Consider the following 18,138-nt stretch of genomic DNA (forward strand, 5'->3'; position numbering starts at 1 on the left):
AAGGTTCACATGAGCCTTTCCGTTTTTGCATTGTTCAGTATTTGTGTATTCTCACGCTCTGCACAAGCCCGATACAGATAAATGTGCTTATCAGAGAGCTTCCTCCCGCGCTGAAAAACGGCAGCGTCACGCCGATAACAGGAAGCAGTCCCAGCACCATTCCGAGGTTGAGCACAGCCTGCGCGGCAATAACCGCAAACGCTCCGGCACAGATTAGTGAGCCTTCATTTGTGGTTGCTTTTTTCGAATTCAGAATTATAATCAGCATTATCGCGAACAGCAGAGCGATTATCGTCAGACAGCCTATAAATCCAAGCTCTTCACCCGCGACAGTGAGAATGAAGTCGTTTTCCTGCTCGGGCACAACAGCGGACGCCACTCTCTTGCCGTTTAGCCATCCTGTGCCGAACAGACCGCCGCTCGCAAGCGACAGCCTGCCCTGATATTGCTGATAGGCGTAGTCCGCCATAGCCGTGTTTTCCGCGTCGAACAGAGAGAGCAGGCGGTTTTTCTGAGCGTCGTTCATGACGTACCGCCAAACGAGCGGCAGACCTGCGGCGGCGATACCTCCGAGTATCGCGAAGTATCTAAGCTTTACACCGCCGAGCAGCATCATAACCGGGAAAACAATTCCGAAAACCAGAGCCGTACCGTCGTCGCCCTGAAAGTGTATCACCGCTATCGGCAGCGCCGCATGGAGCAGCAGCGTCAGTACCGCCCACGGCTTTTGCAGTAAATTTTTTTCTTTCAGCAGACAGATATGATAGGTGAAGGTTATGATAAAGCACGGCTTGATAAATTCCGACGGCTGAACCGTCATTCCGAAGGGAAGGGTGATCCAGGCGGTGTCGTCGGTGCCGCTGACTCTCATGCCGAAGAGAAATACCGAGCCGGCTAACACTGCCGCCGCTATTGCCGCGAAGTACCATTTTTTGATTATTATCCTGTAATCCGCCTGAGCAGTCACAAACGCCGCCGCAATTCCGATTCCCGCAGCTATGAGCTGCGGACGGAGATAATTATATGTTCCTGCTCTCTGAAGACTGAAAATCAGCAGTGCGCCAAAGACCGTCGCTGTTGCAGTCAACAAAGTCAGCAGACGGTCGGAATTTCTGAAATCGTCAGTTAATCGTTTCAAATCAATCGCCTCGGCACTATTATACGGAAAAATCCTTGTCATTTACAAGCCAAATTTGCAAATAAGAATAATATTGTTTCCCGATTTTGATATAATAAAATGAAATATACTTTTCGGAGGTGCATTTTATGCTGTCTGATATTGAAATTGCTCAGCAGGCGACACTTTTGCCTGTCAAGGAAGTGGCGGCACAGATTGGAATTACCGAGGATGAACTCGAGTTTTACGGAAAATACAAGGCAAAGCTTTCTGACGAGCTCAGCGCACGCGTCAGCGCAAATCCCGACGGCAAACTGATTCTCGTTACCGCTATCAACCCGACCCCTGCAGGTGAAGGTAAAACCACTACCACCGCAGGTCTGGGACAGGCTATGGCTAAAATCGGAAAGAAGGCAATCATTGCCCTGAGAGAACCTTCTCTCGGTCCCGTATTCGGCATCAAGGGCGGCGCTGCAGGCGGCGGCTACGCTCAGGTACTCCCGATGGAGGACATCAACCTTCACTTTACAGGCGATATGCACGCGATTACCTCTGCGAACAACCTTTGCTGCGCCATGCTCGACAACCATATGCAGCAGGGCAATGCTCTGGGCATCGACCCGCGCAGAATCCTTTTCAAGCGTTGTCTTGACATGAACGACCGCGCACTCAGAAATATCATCGTAGGTCTTGGCGGCAAGGTCAATGGCATTCCCCGTGAGGATCACTTCATCATTACCGTAGCTTCCGAGGTTATGGCTATTCTCTGCCTTGCCTCAGATATAGACGACCTCAAGCGCAGACTCGGCAGCATTCTCGTTGCCTACACATACAGCGGCGAGCCCGTATACGCCCGCGACCTCAAGGCAGACGGCGCTATGACGGCTCTCCTCAAGGACGCTATCAAGCCAAACCTTGTACAGACCCTCGAGGGTACTCCCGCAATCGTACACGGCGGCCCCTTCGCGAATATCGCTCACGGCTGCAACAGTGTCCGCGCTACAAAGCTCGCACTCAAGTTAGCTGACTACTGCATCACAGAGGCAGGTTTCGGTTCCGACCTCGGCGCCGAGAAGTTCCTCGACATCAAGTGCCGTTTTGCAGGCTTGAAGCCCTCGGCAATCGTTCTAGTCGCGACCTGCCGCGCTCTCAAATACAACGGCGGCGTGCCGAAGGCTGAGGTGTCAGCTGAGAACCTTGAAGCTCTCAAGGCAGGTATTGTTAACCTCGGCGTCCATATAGCGAACATGCGCAAGTATAATGTACCCGTTGTCGTCGCGATTAACCGTTTCGGCACCGACAGCGAGGCTGAGCTTAACTACATTGAGGAATACTGCAAGGCTAACGGCGCTGATTTCGCTCTTTCCGAGGTGTTCGGCAAGGGCGGCGACGGCGGCATAGAGCTTGCGAATAAGGTAGTTGAGGCATGCGAGAAGCCCTCTGACTTCAAGCCTCTCTATCCGGACGAGCTTACCGTCAAGGAGAAAATCGACGCGATTGCCAAGAATATCTACGGCGCGGCGAGAGTTAACTACACAACACAGGCTGAGAAGGCTATTGCCGAGGTTCAGAAGCTCGGCGCGGACAAGCTGCCCGTCTGCATTGCCAAGACACAGTATTCACTTTCCGACGACCCGACTCTGCTCGGCGCGCCGAAGGACTTTGAGATTACCGTCAGAAACGTCTCGCTCTCGAACGGCGCAGGCTTTGTCGTAGTATACACGGGCGACATCATGACGATGCCCGGACTGCCCAAGACTCCCGCGGCTCACAGCATCGACGTTAACGGCGACGGCGAGATTACAGGCTTGTTCTGATGAACAGATTTATAACAAACAGCGCTGAGGAAACCGAACAGCTGGGTGAACGTATCGCCTCAAAGCTCAAGGGTATGGAGGTCATCGCTCTGTTCGGCGGTCTGGGAATGGGAAAGACAGCGTTTACGCGAGGTTTAGCCCGCGGTCTGGGCGCTGACGATGTTGTTTCCAGCCCGACCTTCGCGCTTGTTAATGAATACAGCGGCAGGGTGCCTGTTTACCACTTCGATATGTACCGCGTCACCTCGTGGGACGATTTGTACTCAACGGGATTTTTTGATTATCTCGACACAGGAGTGCTTGTTATCGAGTGGAGCGAGAATATCGAGGGCGCGCTGCCCGAAAACGCGCTGAGAATAACGATCTCCCGCGGAGAGAGTGATAATCAGCGAATATTTGACATAGAAGGTGTAACACTTGAAGATATTGGCGGTTGACACCACGGCTAAGGCGGCGTCAGTCTGTCTTGCCGAAGAGGATAAAATCATCGGTTCGTTTTTTATCGACACCGCCCTGACACACAGCAGAACACTCATGCCAATGCTCGAGGCGCTTCTCGACAACACCGAAACAAAGGCGGACGAGCTTTCCGCCATTGCCGTAAACGCAGGCCCCGGTTCATTCACCGGAGTACGTATCGGCGTTGCAGCGGTCAAGGGACTTGCATTTGCGCACAATGTTCCTTGCGTTTCGGTATCGACCCTGGAAAGTATGGCGTATAACTGTATCGGCGGCGACTGTATTGTCTGCGCTGTTATGGACGCCCGCTGTTCGCAGGTGTACAACGCGCTTTTCCATGTGAAGGGCGCGAGTGTTGAACGGCTTTGCGATGACAGAGCATTGGCTCTGAGTGATTTGAAGGAAGAGCTGCTGAGAATTGACGGCAACATTGTTCTCGTCGGCGACGGCGCGTCATTAAGCTATGCTTATCTAAAGGACGTCGTTCCGAATATCACACTGGCTCCGATGAACAGCCGCATTCAGACAGCCTCGTCGACCGCTTTGGCAGCGTTCGGGAGCTTGAGCAGGGGAGAGACCCTGACTCCCGCCGAGCTGATGCCTGTCTATCTCAGACTGCCGCAGGCTCAGCGTGAGCTCAATAAAAGATTATCCGAAAACCCCCTCAGCGGTCATTGATCATCGCGTTTATACAAATATAAGGAGAGAGATACACATGATAGCGCTTGGATGCGATCACGGCGGCTTTAACCTGATATCCGCCATAAAAAAACACTTTGACGAACAGGGCATTGCTTACAAGGATTTCGGCACTTACAGTGAGGACAGCGTTGATTATCCCGTTTACGCCTGCAAGGTAGCAAACGCGGTTGTCGGCGGCGAGTGCGAGCTTGGTATTCTTTGCTGTGGAACGGGAATCGGTATTTCCATGGCGGCGAACAAGATCAAGGGCGTTCGCGCAGCGGTTGTAAGCAACGACTTTGGCGCCGAGATGACACGCCGTCATAACCATGCAAATATCCTTTGTATGGGCGGCAGAGTAACGAGTGTAGAGGACGCTCTCAGATATACTGATATATTCCTTAATACCCCGGAAGAGGGCGGCAGACACGACAAGAGAGTTGCTATGCTGACAGAGTTGGATAACGGCAGAACATCGTTTGACTGATAAATAATAGTTAAAACAACTAATCTTTCATATATAATATTGTGCAGAATACTGCTTGATAATACTTCAAATAAGTGTTATCATAATATCTTAATGAAAGGTATTTTTTCAATAAGGAGATTGAATATGAAAGAAACATATAATACCCCTGTTGTTGATATTGTATTTTTAAATGATGTTGACGTTATTACATATTCGAAGGACAATCCTGCCTCTGATGCAGGATCGCCGATTATTATTTGATTTCTCGTATTTGTAAGAAATAATTGAAGAAGATAAAAGCACTGTGGATTCATTTTGTGAGCCCATAGTGCTTTTTGTTTGGTATATTCATTTGATCGTTTACAATGTTGTGCTGTAATTATTCTGTAATAACTTGTAGTAAAATCGGCAAAAAACGACTTATTCACATCATTAACACGAATTAACACTCGTACTATAAGTTCTTAACACTATTGACATCTTTCCGCATCAGCAAAATAAACTGTAATATAATACAACTGCATTATCTAACTATATAGATAAATTATTAATAATCAACAACAGTTAAACGAATTGTAACTGAAAAACACAAAAAATTTCATTTTTTTAAATTTATTTACAAAAAGGGCTTGTTTTTTTTCTAATAAAGTATTATAATAGGTACATAATGTTTTTGGAGAATTTTCAAAAAGAATTAAAACGATTTGGAGAGAGTAAAAAATGAGACTTCGTAAGCAGGAACTTGGAGACCGTAATCTGGTAGGCAACCGCGTGGAGCTTGTCAGAAAGCAGAAGGGTATGAAGCAAAAGGAATTGCTCGCGCAGCTTCAGGTCAACGGCGTAGATATGAACGCTTCCGGACTTTCAAAGCTCGAGGGTCAGATTCGATTTGTAACAGATGTTGAGCTGGTGGCTCTTGCCGACATTCTTGAGGTATCGGTGGATTACCTGCTCGGCAGAGAAACCAAGTCCTAAAAGGTAAAGAGTTCTGTGAGCGTGCATGGCACGCTCTTTTTTCTTTGCAGATAGCATTATATCCGCATAGGGAAGGAATAGTTTAAAAAATTAAAAACCCGATCTCTCGGGTATTTGCAGCGAATTTTTACAACTCACCTTTTTTATTATAACACATTTGAAAATCAAGTGCAAGAGTATTTTTAAAAATAAAATTTAAAAGATTTTTATTAAAACACTTGACAATGTTAAAACTATGCTGTATAATATAGACAAAGAAAAGACAAAAGGAGGTCTTAATATGAAAGCTAAGATTCCTTACAACTATCGTATCATGACCTACATTCGGAGTTTGCCCCCCAATGTATGAATCCCGATTTCGTCGGGACTAAGCTTGAATACTTTATCGGAGTCGGTCAGCGAATCATTTAATTGTTTATGAAACAAAAAATTACATTTTCGGATTACGACTTGAACCGTTAGCTGCCAAGATGCTTGTTCATCATCTAATTTAACTTTCATTTCATATATTTCGTCACAGCAGCCTCGGATAAAGGAAGCATTCTTTACTCAATGAAAATTGGGATGAAAACGGACTTCTTACAATTTAATATAAAATAAACTGGTTTGATAATTAATTCTTTTGTTTTCTGAGGACAGACCGATGAGAATTTGATTTTTGCAGCATTAGCTGTCGGATATAAATTTCAGAATTGGAGATTAATCCCATGCGCTAGGTAAATTTTGAACGGCTATTCTACGAACGGAGAAAGGTCCAATGTAATACTTATCTTGAATTCGGTGAATTTATTTACGGAGATGAGTCCAAAGAACAGTTAAGCCTCTTTTACCAAACCCTGCAGGGTAAGGAATTAATTTGAAATGATTAAGCGGTGACGCGTTGTCACCGCTTTTCGTTTTGCGTAATGCAGTTACGGAATCGGTATTACCGACCCCGTTTTTGTTTTAGTCCATTCTTTTATCACAGAAGTCACACATCTGCATTCCGAGTTTTTCATAGCTGCGTCGGGGGAGATAATCCTCGCTCTGAGTAATGCACCTTGCGTTTTTGCAGTGGTGTTCGGAGACAAATGTATCCCTTTCGTTGAGAACAAAGTCCTCGTCCTGGAGCAGCAGAAGAATCAGCGCCATTCTTCCGAACATTCCGTACTGAGCCTGTTTGAAATACAGTGCTCTCGGATCGTCGTCGATTTCAACGGTAATCTCGTTGACCCTTGGCAGCGGGTGAAGGATAATCATATCCTCGCGCGCGTTTGAAAGCTTTTCCTTATCAAGAACGAAGACGTCCTTCTGCGCCTGATAATCCTCCTCGCTTCCAAATCTTTCTCTCTGAATCCTCGTCATATACAGCATATCAAGGTCTTTGACAGCTTCTGCCAGACTGTTTGAGATCTCGTATCTGCAGTGGTTCTTTTCGAGTATATCAATAATATATATCGGCACGCTCAGCTCGGGAGTCGAAATCAGTACAAATGAATTGCCCTCATACTTTGAAAGCGCCTTTATCAGAGAATGCACTGTCCGACCGTTGAGTAAATCGCCGCACACGCCTATTTTGAGGTGATCCAGTCTGCCTTTCTCACAGCTGAGCGTAACAATGTCGGTCAGAGTCTGAGTGGGGTGGAGGTGACCGCCGTCGCCGCAGTTGATAACCGGAACCTCAGAGTAAAGCGAGGCTGCCATTGCCGTACCTTCTGTCGGATGCCTGATGGCGATGATGTCTGAGTAACCGCTTATGACGGCGATTGTATCCTTTAGATTTTCGCCCTTTGCAACAGAGGAGTTCATCGGATTGTCAAAGCCGATAGTTCTTCCGCCGAGCTTGAGCATTGCGGTCTGAAAAGACATCTGAGTGCGTGTGCTTGGCTCATAGAACAGTGTAGCCAGTATTTTTCCGTCGCAGGCATGGCGGTAGTCCGCAGGACTCTGCATAATTTTCTTTGCCTTTTTGACGAGCTTATCGATTTGCTTTACCGACATAGCCTCAAGGTCAATCAGGTTTTTGTTGGTCATTTTCTCACAACCCTTCCGTATTCTAAGGAATATTGTAGCACATTAATCCGGAAAATGAAACATTTAAAAGAATAATATGAGTTGTATTTTTTAGATAATGCCTTAAATTAATAAAAAGTTACGACTGTTTTGTAAAAAATAAATACAAATAAATAATAAATACAGTGTCGAAACAGCTAAAAGTAATGAATAGATTGAGAAACTCGTTAAAAAATATGGAGATGGAAACTCTCACCGCACCAATGCTCCGAGAACTGATCGACCATATCGACGTGTACGAAAAGAAAGGCGGCAAAAAGAACTACACCCAGCGTATAGTTATCTATTACCGCTTCGTAGGCTTCTTGGAGTTACCAGAAACCGACGGAAACAACTACAAAGCCAATACCCGAAAGGGCGTAGATGTGGAGTATATCCCCACAGCAAAGTCCGCATAAGAGAAAAGTGAGCAGGCGCAAAACCTGCTCACTACATACAAATCAGAAGGAATTGAATAAAAGAATGAGTGTCCATAACTTAAATCCGTTATGAACACTCATACTGGTGCCGGTGACCGGACTCGAACCGGTACGGATTTTACTCCGAGGGATTTTAAGTCCCTTGTGTCTGCCTATTCCACCACACCGGCGAAGGATATGAATTACGCCCCTCACAAACGTAAGGGGCGCAATGGTGACCCGGACGAGAATCGAACTCGTGTTACCGCCGTGAAAGGGCGGTGTCTTAACCGCTTGACCACCGGGCCGTTGGTAGCGGAAATAGGACTCGAACCTACGACACTTCGGGTATGAACCGAATGCTCTAGCCAACTGAGCTATTCCGCCATCTCTGCTGAAATTCAGCCTTATTATTATACGATATATTTATCTTTTTGTCAATAGGATTTTGAAAATTCCTGAAAAATATTATTGTCAAAATATCTTGGAATTAATTAAAAAAGGGGTTGACAAACGGGTCATTTTGTGTTATATTATTAGAGCACTTGAGAAAACAATGAACACGCTGGTGTAGCTCAGTTGGTAGAGCAGCTGATTTGTAATCAGCAGGTCGGGGGTTCAAGTCCGTCCACCAGCTCCAATCAATTTAATATGGGAGAATTCCCGAGTGGCCAAAGGGGGCAGACTGTAAATCTGTTGCGTCATGCTTCGGTGGTTCGAATCCACCTTCTCCCACCATCAGAAAAGGAACATCAGTTGATGTTCCTTTTTGATTATGCAAGCCAAAACAGAGTCTGTTTTCATGGAAAACAAAAACGGAAGTACAAAAGGCTGATACTAATAAGGATGATTTGAAATCACAAGAGAAGCAGCCGATTGGGAGCCTAAAACAGGACACCGTACAGAGTAAATTATTCTGTGCGGTGTTTTTCTATGTGCAAATGTACTAAAAGACAATATGAATTTTTGGATTGCATGACACCTTTTAAATATGGTATAATATAGGTGCGACATAATTTCATTGATTACACAAAGACTAAGTGTGTGTTTTTACCGTTTTTCTTTGGTAAAAATGCACGCTCTGTAGTCATACTTGTCTTTGTGTAAAAGCGTGTATTGAAATTGTGTCGCAGCAATATACGGAGCAGTGCGTTTTTCGTGCGTGCAGCTTCGGTTGTACGCACTTTTTGTTTTAGGAGGGAGCTCTATGAAAAAAGTAATATCGGTATTTTTGGCAGCTTTATTTGTATTTAGCTGTATTAATCTGTCATTCATACCGGTTAATGCAATCACAGACTACACGACCGGTGTAACGGAAGATGGATTTGATTATATCATCGACAACGAAACTGGTGAACTGACCGTAACGTGGGTAGAAGATTACAGTATAACAGATTTAGTTATTCCCTCATATATTGATGGACACCCCGTTACCGCTATCGGCGCACACTTTCTGGGTGATACTCAGTATGAAAATGTTAGAAGCGTTGTGATTCCGGATACTGTAACAAGAATTGAGTATAATGCCTTTGCCGACCGAGAAACTCTAGAGTCTGTTGTTATGTCAAAGAACATAGAATATGTTGGCGATTGCGTATTTGCTAACACCGAGTTGACGAACAACGCAGAGAACTGGGGTGACGGCGCTTTGTATATTGGGAATCTTCTGTATGGCGTTTCACTTGATTATTCCGGAGTGTTTACTATTAAGGATGGAACAACCTCAATCGCTCCATTTTGTTTTTCTTCGCGCAGTTCATGGCATGGATGTGACGGGATAACTGATGTCATAATACCGGATTCAGTAAAATATATCGGTTTGCGCGCTTTTTGTGGATGTACAGGATTGGAATCAATAACGATCCCAGACTCCGTTACTTATATCGATAACGTTGCTTTTGATGGGTGTAGTAATTTAACAGACATAAACATTGATGCCTCCTCTTTGAAATATATAGGTCAAGATATACTCAGAGAAACAGCATACTACTATGATGATGCCAACTGGCAGAACGATGTTTTGTACTTAGATTCAGCTGCGCTATGTGGAAGAAACACTATTTCAAACCTGAAAATAAAAGAAGGAACAGAAATTATTGCCGACTATGCGTTTGCTTGTAACGACAATATTGTTTCTGTCAGTCTGCCGGACAGCATGAGAATCATCTGCGATTTAGCCTTTGATGATCTGCACGCTTTGCCGTCGATTGAATTACCCGACGGAATAGAATATATCGGAAAAAGTGCGTTTGACGGTTGCGATTTGCTGACTGAGCTGGATATTCCTTTCAGCGTTAACTATATCGGGTTATTTGCTTTCAACCGCACAGATAAGCTTGAAAAACTGATAATCAGGAATCCTCATTGTACTATTATTGATAATCATGAAGAATACGCCGGCGGTGCTTATTCGGTTAATACAAATACGACGGTATACGGCGAAGAAGGCTCCACAGCGGAGACTTTTGCAAATAATAACGGTGTGGATTTTGTAGCGTTGTTCTCACAATCGGGAAAAACCGGTAGTAGGTGCATGTGGACATTTGATAATGTCTCCGGAACTCTTTCAATAAGTAATACGAGTAATTATTATGATAGTATAGATAGTTATACTTATGGAAAAGCTCCTTGGTTTTCTTTCAGAGAGTCAATAAAAACGGTTATTGTTGAGGGAATGGTATATTCCGTTGGCGCAAATGCTTTTGCCGGTTGTGAAGCACTTGAAACAGTAATTATGCCAGAAGTATACGATATTGGTGATTATGCATTTTCAGGGTGTATATCGCTTAAAAGTATAGAATTATCTTCAAAAAACAGTACCTGTGCCAATATTGGAAAAAATGCATTTTCCTGCTGTACTTCGTTAACTAAAATCATTATTCCATATTCAAATGTAAATATCGGTGAATATGCGTTTTACTGTTGTGAAAATTTGAATACACTTGGTCTATATTGCTATGCGACTATTGGCAATAACGCCTTTGCATATTGCACAAAGCTCGTTTCGATTTATATGGTGGACAACGGAAGCCCGCTCTCAGGTACTATTTCGAACAACGCATTTTCTGGTGTAACAGCCAATGTTTATTATTTTGACAATTATTCACCTTCTCAAGACAGTAGATTTGGTGGACAATTCAATTATATAAAAATGACCTCCGGTATAATAGGCTATAACGCTTACTGGCATTATGATCAGTCAAATGAAACACTAACTATAAGCGGTACAGGTAAATTGTTTGAATATACATCTGGAAGTGACCTGCCGTGGATGGTATATAATTATGGTGGCGGATATACATATGTAAGCAATATAAAAACGATTATTATTGAAAATGGCATAAATGAAATACCGTCGTATTCCTTTGAGTATATGCGTAATGTCGAATCCGTCAACTTGCCAAACACCTTGCTGAGACTTCAACCGAACGCTTTCAACAATTGTGAATCATTAACAGAAATAACGCTTCCTGCTTCACTTGAAAATGTTGACGGAAAGTGGTACTGGTACAGATGTCCCAACCTCAATGATGTATACTACGTTGGTACCGAACAGGAATGGAATGAAGTGTATGCTTTTACAAACGGTAATGATGATTACCGTATAACTCCACACTTCCTCGTTTATCATCCTGCGACACAATCCTGTACTGTAGCCGGATATCCGGCGCACTATGAATTTGACGGCACTTCAAACACCACCTTCTACGATTTAAATAAAGTTGCGATTCCTACTCCCGAGCCAGACAAACTTAATCATCACTTTAACGGTTATTGGACTAAAGATTCCAATAGTCATTGGCATACTTGTACGCTTTGCGGAACAGCTATTTCAGACAAAGCTGATCATAAATTCGATAATGCTTGTGATGAAATCTGCAATATTTGCGGGTATAAGAGAACAATTGAGCATAATTACTCTACTGAATATACCTCGGACGAAAACTCTCATTGGAGAGTTTGTAAGGTTTGCAGCGATAAAACTGACTTTGGTTCACATATTTGGGACGAAGGTAAGGTTACAAAGGCTCCTTCCTGTACGGATATAGGAATTAGAACCTACACTTGCTCTGTTTGCAAAAAAACGAGAACAGAAGAAATTGACGCAACAGGGCACACTGTAGTAATCGACAAAGCAAAGCCCGCGACCTGTACCAAAACGGGATTGACTGAAGGGTCGCACTGCTCTGTCTGCGGTGAGATTATAAAAGCGCAGGAAATAATTCCCGCGACAGGACATACAGAAGTAATTGATAAAGGCACAGCTCCGACGTGTACTGAAACAGGCTTGACCGAAGGCTCTCACTGCTCTATCTGTGATGAAATCATAAAGGCACAGGAAATAATTCCCGCGACAGGACATACAGAAGTAATTGACAAAGGCAAAGCTCCCACCTGCACCGAAACAGGTTTGACCGAAGGCTCTCACTGCTCTGTCTGCGGTGAGGTTATCAAGGCACAGGAAATTATTCCGGCGATAGGACATACAGAAGTAATTGACAAAGCAAAAGCCCCGACATGTACCAAAACCGGCTTGACCGAAGGCTCTCACTGCTCTGTCTGTGGTGAAATCATCAAGGCACAGGAAATAGTTCCCGCGACAGGACATACTCCTGCGGTTGACAAAGCAAAGTCTGCAACCTGTACCGAAACAGGATTAACCGAGGGCTCTCACTGCTCTGTCTGCAGTGAGGTTATCAAGGCACAGGAAATAGTTCCCGCGACAGGACATACTATGGTGATTGACAAAGCCAAAGCTCCCACCTGTACCGAAACCGGTTTGACCGAAGGTTCTCATTGTTCCGTCTGCGGTGAAATCATAAAGGCACAGGAAATAATTCCCGCGACAGGTCACACAGAAGTGATTGACAAAGCAAAGCCTGCGACCTGTACCGAAACCGGCTTGACTAAGGGTTCTCACTGCTCGGTATGCGGTGAGGTTATCAAGGCACAGAGCGTCATTCCCGCAACAGGACACACAGAAGTAATTGATAAAGGCAAAGCTCCGACGTGTACTGAAACCGGCTTGACAGATGGCTCACACTGCTCTGTCTGCGGCGAGGTTATCAAGGCACAGAGCGTCATTCCCGCAACAGGACACACAGAAGTAATTGATAAAGGCAAAGCTCCGACGTGTACTGAAACCGGCTTGACAGATGGCTCACACTGCTCTGTCTGCGGCGAGGTTATCAAGGCACAGAGCGTCATTCCCGCAACAGGACACACAGAAGTGATTGACAAGGCGAAACCCGCGACCTGCACTGAATCAGGATTGACCGAAGGCTCACACTGCTCGGTATGCGGTGAAATCATCAAGGCACAGGAAATCATTCCTGCAACGGGTCATGATTGGGGCAACGGAACCGTTACCAAAGCTGCCGACTGCCACCACGACGGAGAAATGACATACTCCTGTTCCAAATGCCAAGAAAAGAAAACAGAAGTAATCCCCATGTTGGAGCATCAGTGGGATGACGGCACAGTCACAAAAGAGCCGACATATACCGAACCCGGAGAAATCAAATACACCTGTTCGCTGTGCGGAGATACCCTCACCGAATCCGTTCCGTGCAAAGAAAAGAAAGGAAAGCTGACCATCTCCAATGAAACGGTACGAGCAGGCGACGAGGTTACGGTGAAGCTTTACCTTGATGAAAACCCCGGAATCACAGCGCTCAGTATTAACGTCAATTTCCCGAATAGATTCATTTTGAAGGATGTTCAATATATGGGATTGTTCCCGAATCAGCCAAGCAGCTCACCGATGAACTATAACCCCTTCACCATTTCGTGGGCTTCACCGACGAGCACTGATATTGACAATACGGGTTTGTTTGCCATTCTGACATTTGACGTCGGAATTGATGTTCCGCTTGCCGACTATCCGATCACTGTTACATATAATGCAGAAAATGTTTTTGACAGCGCCTTTGTCAACGTTCCGCTTGATATTGAAAATAGCACTGTCTCTGTACTGAAGCCAACGCCCGGCGATGTAAACCGCGACGGCAACATCAATATGAAAGATCTTGTATTGATTCAGCAGCTGATTAACCGTTGGGACGTTCAGATCGTTGAGTCTGCCGCCGATGTAAATGATGACGGCGAAATCAACATGAAGGACTTGGTGCTCCTCCAACGCTACATCAATGGATGGGAGGTCGTGCTGAAATGAAAAAAGTAACGGCGGTGCTTCTCTCCGCAATTATGCTGTTTATCTGCTCTGTAATATCTTCAAACGCGGCGGATAAACCGATTTTTCAGACAAACATAGTTCGCGGGAATCCCGGCGAAATCGTAGAGGTTAGTCTCGACCTTCTGAATAACCCCGGAATAACTGCGCTGAGTATTGATGTTGACTATCCGACAGAAGATTTGGAATTAACGGAAGTTAAAGGCTGCAGTTTGTTCAGCGACGACATATCCACCGGTAACACAAAAACCAATCCATTGAGGATTTCCTGGTTTTCGTCTGATTCTCAGAACAAAACAGACAGCGGCACTCTGGCAAAGCTGTATTTCCGCATAAAAGGCAACGCGTTGCTTTCAAGAGTGAATATCAGCTATAATCCGGAAAATGTATTCAATAATGCTTTGCAAAACCAAACTTTCAGCATAAAGAACGGTTGGGTATTGGCAGGCGACGCAAAGATAGGAGATACCAACGGCGACGGCTCCGTAAATATCAGCGATGCGACCGAAGTTCAAAAGCACCTTGCGCAGCTTCTGACGCTGAGCGGCGACAGGCTTAAGGCTGCCGACGCGGACGGAGACGGTGTGGTAAATATATCCGACGCGACGCATATTCAAAAATACCTCGCGCAGCTTATTGACCACTTAGGATAAAACAATTGAATCGGTTCGGTTATTTGCCGGACCGGTTCTTTTTTTCTGGACTTTTATAAACCCATGTGATATTGTGTCTTGCTGGGAAAGCGAGGTGAGCACAATGACCACTCTGGAAGATTTCTACTACGGGAATATCATTCCGCATGAAATCCCGATTATCAAAGGCAGTGAGTACGATACCGCAAACAGGCTCGTTGTCCGTCACGATGAAGCGCTGACAGCGACACTGACGGAACAACAGAAAGAAACATTTCAAAAATTCAAAGACAACTACCTTGAGCTATTGACCCTCGGAGAACGCGACGTGTTTATCCGGGGGTTTTCTCTCGGCATCAAAATCGCGGTTGAGGCACTTAACTACGGCAAAATCTGACGCGCCCTGTTTCGCCCTGTTTCGCGCAAAACAAAAAAATCGGGGAAGTACCCGACCTCATCGAACAAAGCCCACACAGCCGATTTGTCGCGGTTTGTGGGGCGCAAAAAGCAGCGCATAGATTGGCATAACGCTAATCTATGCGCTGTGTTATCTAATATTTCAATCTCTCTAACGGTACGCAGAACAGCTGGTCGTAAACCGAAGCCTGATGAACACACCAATCACTGAATCGGTTCACACTAAACACCACAAGGGAGACCTCGCTGCATAGGCTCCCATAGTTGCTGCTGACGTTGATGTAATGCTCCAACTGTTCCTTGGTGATCTTTTCATCGAAAGAATGCGGAAATACACAAACCAGCGTTTTGCCGTTGTTTTCAATAATACAATCAATCTTGAAACGGAATCCGTCCTTATGCTTGAGATAGGCGGGTTTCGTTTTTCCTTTGACATACCGATCGATAAACCAACTGTTATGGATGGGTGAAATCAATAAATACAGCGGACTCATCTACTGCGCCGACTGCGGCAGAAAACATTATCTCTATCGGGGAAGAACGGTCAAGCGTGAGAGCTACAGCTTTATCTGCGGAAACTATCACAAGCACGTCGGTGAAGAAAAATGCACACCGCACTCAATCAGAGAGGTTGTGCTCGACGAAATTGTGCGTGAAGAAATCAACAAGGCGCTCTACTACGCGAGGAACAATACGAAGGAGTTTACCGATTACATAAGCAAAAAGACTTCCTCACAGTACAGAAAAGAGTTGAACGCCAAAACTGCGGAGCTGTCAAAAGCAGAAATGCGTATTGTTGAATTGAAATCGCTGTTCAAGCGATTGTATGAGGATAACGTCCTCGGGCGTATCAACGACGAACAGTACAGAATGTTATCCGCTGATTACAATGATGAGCAGAAGGAGCTTGAAGCGACTATTCCTGACTTGCAAAAAGAAATTGATACACTCAAAAATGAATGTACCAATGTTCAAAAGTTCCTTGACATCGTCAGGAAATATGTATGTGTTCAGGAACTGACGCCGGAGGTACTGAGAACCTTCATCAGCAAGATCGTTGTTCACGAGCGTGAGAAAAAGCACAGCCAGACCTCTCCGCAGCAAATCGATATCTATTTCCGCTACATCGGAACATTCGCTCTGCCGGGGGAAATCAACCAAGCAGAAGAAAAAACGCATGACGAAAGGCGGACAGCCTGAACTGTCCGCCTACGCATAGGGCACCGCCTTAAACTGAAAACATCCTTTTCGGAATCAGCCTAAAGTACTTCCGTTTTTATCTGGAGCGGATGAAGGGAATCGAACCCTCACGATCAGCTTGGAAGGCTGAAGTTCTACCACTAAACTACATCCGCATATCTGCAACAATATGTATTATAGCATTCTTTTATTTCGTTGTCAAGATTATCTGTGTAAAAAATCCTGTAATCTGTTTTGAATATTCCGCCTTTCCGTTTAATATACTAATAGTAAATACATTTAGAAAACGGAGAGATAATATGTCAAAGCTGCGAAATTATGCTTCAGCGATCGCGGTGCCGCTGCTTCTTGGAGCGGCGGTCGGATTCCTCACAATGAGTTCTATGGATTATGATACACTCAATCATCCGCCGCTGTCACCGCCCGGGATTCTTTTCCCGATTGTCTGGACTATCCTTTATATACTCATGGGCGTGTCCTATGGAATGATAAGACAGACAGGCAGACCGGAGTCTTCGGATTCGCTTATCTATTATCTGCAGCTCGGTGTGAACCTGCTGTGGCCGATTGCGTTCTTTTTGCTCAAATGGCGTCTTTTCGCGTTCTTCTGGATTATCCTTCTTGACGTATTGGTGCTCGTCATGGTGTTCAAATTCTACTCGAAGGACAGAACCGCAGGTCTGCTTCAAATACCATATGCCGTGTGGGTGATTTTTGCGACCTACCTTAATCTCGGCGTGTATCTTCTGAATAAATAAAAAACAGGCGGCAGTTTATCTGCCGCCGTTGATGTATCAGCTCAAAAATCCGTTGATAATCTGCTGTTCGGCTTCCGCTTCAGTCAGACCGAGGGTCATCAGCTTGATCAGCTGGTCGCCCGCGATTTTGCCGATAGCCGCCTCGTGAACGAGCATAGCGTCCACGTTGTTTGCCTCAAGAGAGGGGATAGCGAGTATTTTGCCGCTGTCCATAATGATCGAGTCGCATTCTGTGTGGCCGCTGCAAGGAGCGTTGCCGGCGATACAGGCGTTAAAGGTTTGCTCAGAGGTATCTCTTGCGACCGAGCGCGAAACAACGTCGGCTGTAGAGCCTTCACCGTTTAGAGAAACCTTGTAGCCGCTGACAGCGGTCTGGCTGCCGTGAGTCATCAGACGCTCCTTTATAAGCAGCTTGGCGCCTGCTTTGAGTTCGGCAATCGTCATGCGGTCTGTGGAGTCAACGCCCTTGATCTGCTCCATCTCCATTTCCATCACTCCGTTTTCCTCCATGTATACCTCGGTGACGGGGTTGAGAATGCGCTTGCCTTCGCCGTTTCCGGAGCCGTAGTGCTTCTCTACGTACTTAATGCGCGAGTTCTTGCCGACATAAAAGCGGTGAATGCCGTCGTGCTGAGAATCGTGCGCGCCGCAGTTGTCGATGCCGCAGCCCGCTACGATGGTTACATCGCAGTTGTCGCCGATGAAAAAGTCGTTGTATACCTTCTCCTTAACGCCGCTCTCGCTGATAACGACGGGAATGTGCACGTTTTCACCCTTGGTGTCGGGTTTGATGAAAATGTCGATACCCGAACCGTTTTTCTTTGAAACAATGTTGATGTTTTCGGTTGTGTTTCTGCCTGCGAGACCGCTGTTGACGCGGAAGTTATACGCACCCTGAGGTTCGTCAGTGATGTCGGCGACCTCGTTTAGAATCATTTTTGAAATATCGTCTAAGCCTAACATTCCATAA

Annotated in this window: 14 protein-coding genes and 6 tRNA genes; 13 read left to right on the forward strand and 7 right to left on the reverse strand. The window is 45.4% G+C overall.

What is annotated here, in order from left to right; all coding sequences use genetic code 11:
* Nucleotides 1–34: 34 nt before the first annotated feature.
* The gene (locus AB1I49_RS05045) at nucleotides 35–1,138 is read right to left on the reverse strand and encodes an FtsW/RodA/SpoVE family cell cycle protein (protein WP_316610471.1); all 1,104 of its coding nucleotides are present in this window, start codon (nucleotides 1,136–1,138) and stop codon (nucleotides 35–37) included.
* A gap of 128 nt (nucleotides 1,139–1,266) precedes the next feature.
* Between AB1I49_RS05045 and AB1I49_RS05050 the strand changes: the two genes are divergently transcribed.
* The 5 genes from AB1I49_RS05050 (at nucleotide 1,267) to AB1I49_RS05070 (ending at nucleotide 5,518) form a co-directional block, all read left to right on the forward strand.
* Nucleotides 1,267–2,934: a formate--tetrahydrofolate ligase gene (locus tag AB1I49_RS05050; protein WP_316612080.1), complete on the forward strand. Its 1,668-nt coding sequence runs from the start codon at nucleotides 1,267–1,269 to the stop codon at nucleotides 2,932–2,934.
* Nucleotides 2,934–3,371 (forward strand): tRNA (adenosine(37)-N6)-threonylcarbamoyltransferase complex ATPase subunit type 1 TsaE, encoded by a 438-nt coding sequence (gene tsaE, locus AB1I49_RS05055; protein WP_316612082.1) that lies wholly within the window; start codon nucleotides 2,934–2,936, stop codon nucleotides 3,369–3,371. The genes AB1I49_RS05050 and tsaE overlap by 1 nt, the downstream gene beginning before the upstream one ends.
* Nucleotides 3,352–4,071: a tRNA (adenosine(37)-N6)-threonylcarbamoyltransferase complex dimerization subunit type 1 TsaB gene (tsaB, locus tag AB1I49_RS05060; protein WP_316610464.1), complete on the forward strand. Its 720-nt coding sequence runs from the start codon at nucleotides 3,352–3,354 to the stop codon at nucleotides 4,069–4,071. Before tsaE ends, tsaB begins: the two co-directional genes overlap by 20 nt.
* A gap of 37 nt (nucleotides 4,072–4,108) precedes the next feature.
* Complete coding sequence (gene rpiB / locus AB1I49_RS05065) at nucleotides 4,109–4,561, forward strand: ribose 5-phosphate isomerase B (RefSeq protein WP_316610463.1); 453 nt, start codon at nucleotides 4,109–4,111, stop codon at nucleotides 4,559–4,561.
* A 702-nt stretch (nucleotides 4,562–5,263) separates the two neighbouring features.
* Entirely contained in the window at nucleotides 5,264–5,518 is a 255-nt protein-coding gene (locus AB1I49_RS05070; protein ID WP_316618010.1) for a helix-turn-helix domain-containing protein, read from the forward strand.
* A gap of 945 nt (nucleotides 5,519–6,463) precedes the next feature.
* On the opposite strand, the gene pyrB is transcribed toward AB1I49_RS05070, so the two are convergent.
* Nucleotides 6,464–7,531 (reverse strand): aspartate carbamoyltransferase, encoded by a 1,068-nt coding sequence (pyrB, locus tag AB1I49_RS05075; protein WP_407721552.1) that lies wholly within the window; start codon nucleotides 7,529–7,531, stop codon nucleotides 6,464–6,466.
* A 194-nt stretch (nucleotides 7,532–7,725) separates the two neighbouring features.
* Here pyrB and AB1I49_RS05080 point away from each other — a divergent pair, with 194 nt between their 5' ends.
* Nucleotides 7,726–7,968: a DUF4368 domain-containing protein gene (locus AB1I49_RS05080; RefSeq protein WP_407721553.1), complete on the forward strand. Its 243-nt coding sequence runs from the start codon at nucleotides 7,726–7,728 to the stop codon at nucleotides 7,966–7,968.
* Nucleotides 7,969–8,072: 104 nt separating this feature from the next.
* Here AB1I49_RS05080 and AB1I49_RS05085 read toward each other — a convergent pair.
* From AB1I49_RS05085 to AB1I49_RS05095, 3 genes are all read right to left on the reverse strand, one after another.
* Nucleotides 8,073–8,159, reverse strand: a tRNA-Leu gene (locus AB1I49_RS05085).
* A gap of 42 nt (nucleotides 8,160–8,201) precedes the next feature.
* Nucleotides 8,202–8,276 (reverse strand) — tRNA-Glu (locus AB1I49_RS05090).
* A 2-nt stretch (nucleotides 8,277–8,278) separates the two neighbouring features.
* Nucleotides 8,279–8,355, reverse strand: a tRNA-Met gene (locus tag AB1I49_RS05095).
* Between the two features lie 177 nt (nucleotides 8,356–8,532).
* Here AB1I49_RS05095 and AB1I49_RS05100 point away from each other — a divergent pair.
* The 6 genes from AB1I49_RS05100 (at nucleotide 8,533) to AB1I49_RS05125 (ending at nucleotide 16,410) form a co-directional block, all read left to right on the forward strand.
* Nucleotides 8,533–8,608, forward strand: a tRNA-Thr gene (locus tag AB1I49_RS05100).
* A 13-nt stretch (nucleotides 8,609–8,621) separates the two neighbouring features.
* Nucleotides 8,622–8,706: transfer RNA gene (locus AB1I49_RS05105), tRNA-Tyr, on the forward strand.
* A gap of 469 nt (nucleotides 8,707–9,175) precedes the next feature.
* Nucleotides 9,176–14,143 carry a leucine-rich repeat protein gene (locus AB1I49_RS05110; protein WP_407721554.1) on the forward strand — a complete coding sequence of 1,656 codons (4,968 nt, stop codon included), beginning with the start codon at nucleotides 9,176–9,178 and terminating at the stop codon, nucleotides 14,141–14,143.
* Nucleotides 14,140–14,814, forward strand: a complete 675-nt coding sequence (locus tag AB1I49_RS05115; protein ID WP_407721555.1) for a dockerin type I domain-containing protein — start codon at nucleotides 14,140–14,142, stop codon at nucleotides 14,812–14,814. The genes AB1I49_RS05110 and AB1I49_RS05115 overlap by 4 nt, the downstream gene beginning before the upstream one ends.
* A 103-nt stretch (nucleotides 14,815–14,917) precedes the next feature.
* Entirely contained in the window at nucleotides 14,918–15,190 is a 273-nt protein-coding gene (locus tag AB1I49_RS05120; protein ID WP_407721556.1) for a DUF6809 family protein, read from the forward strand.
* A 482-nt stretch (nucleotides 15,191–15,672) separates the two neighbouring features.
* Nucleotides 15,673–16,410, forward strand: coding sequence for a DUF4368 domain-containing protein (locus tag AB1I49_RS05125; protein WP_407721557.1), 738 nt, complete (start codon nucleotides 15,673–15,675; stop codon nucleotides 16,408–16,410).
* Between the two features lie 81 nt (nucleotides 16,411–16,491).
* Here AB1I49_RS05125 and AB1I49_RS05130 read toward each other — a convergent pair.
* Nucleotides 16,492–16,565 (reverse strand) — tRNA-Gly (locus AB1I49_RS05130).
* A 144-nt stretch (nucleotides 16,566–16,709) separates the two neighbouring features.
* Between AB1I49_RS05130 and AB1I49_RS05135 the strand changes: the two genes are divergently transcribed.
* Complete coding sequence (locus AB1I49_RS05135) at nucleotides 16,710–17,168, forward strand: TspO/MBR family protein (RefSeq protein WP_316609687.1); 459 nt, start codon at nucleotides 16,710–16,712, stop codon at nucleotides 17,166–17,168.
* A 36-nt stretch (nucleotides 17,169–17,204) separates the two neighbouring features.
* On the opposite strand, the gene AB1I49_RS05140 is transcribed toward AB1I49_RS05135, so the two are convergent.
* A complete protein-coding gene (locus AB1I49_RS05140; RefSeq protein ID WP_316609686.1) occupies nucleotides 17,205–18,131 on the reverse strand; it encodes a SufB/SufD family protein in 927 nt (308 codons plus the stop codon).
* Nucleotides 18,132–18,138: the final 7 nt, after the last annotated feature.

This window comes from Ruminococcus sp. NATIVEDY160 (genome assembly GCF_045819885.1).
Lineage (GTDB): Bacteria > Bacillota > Clostridia > Oscillospirales > Acutalibacteraceae > Ruminococcoides.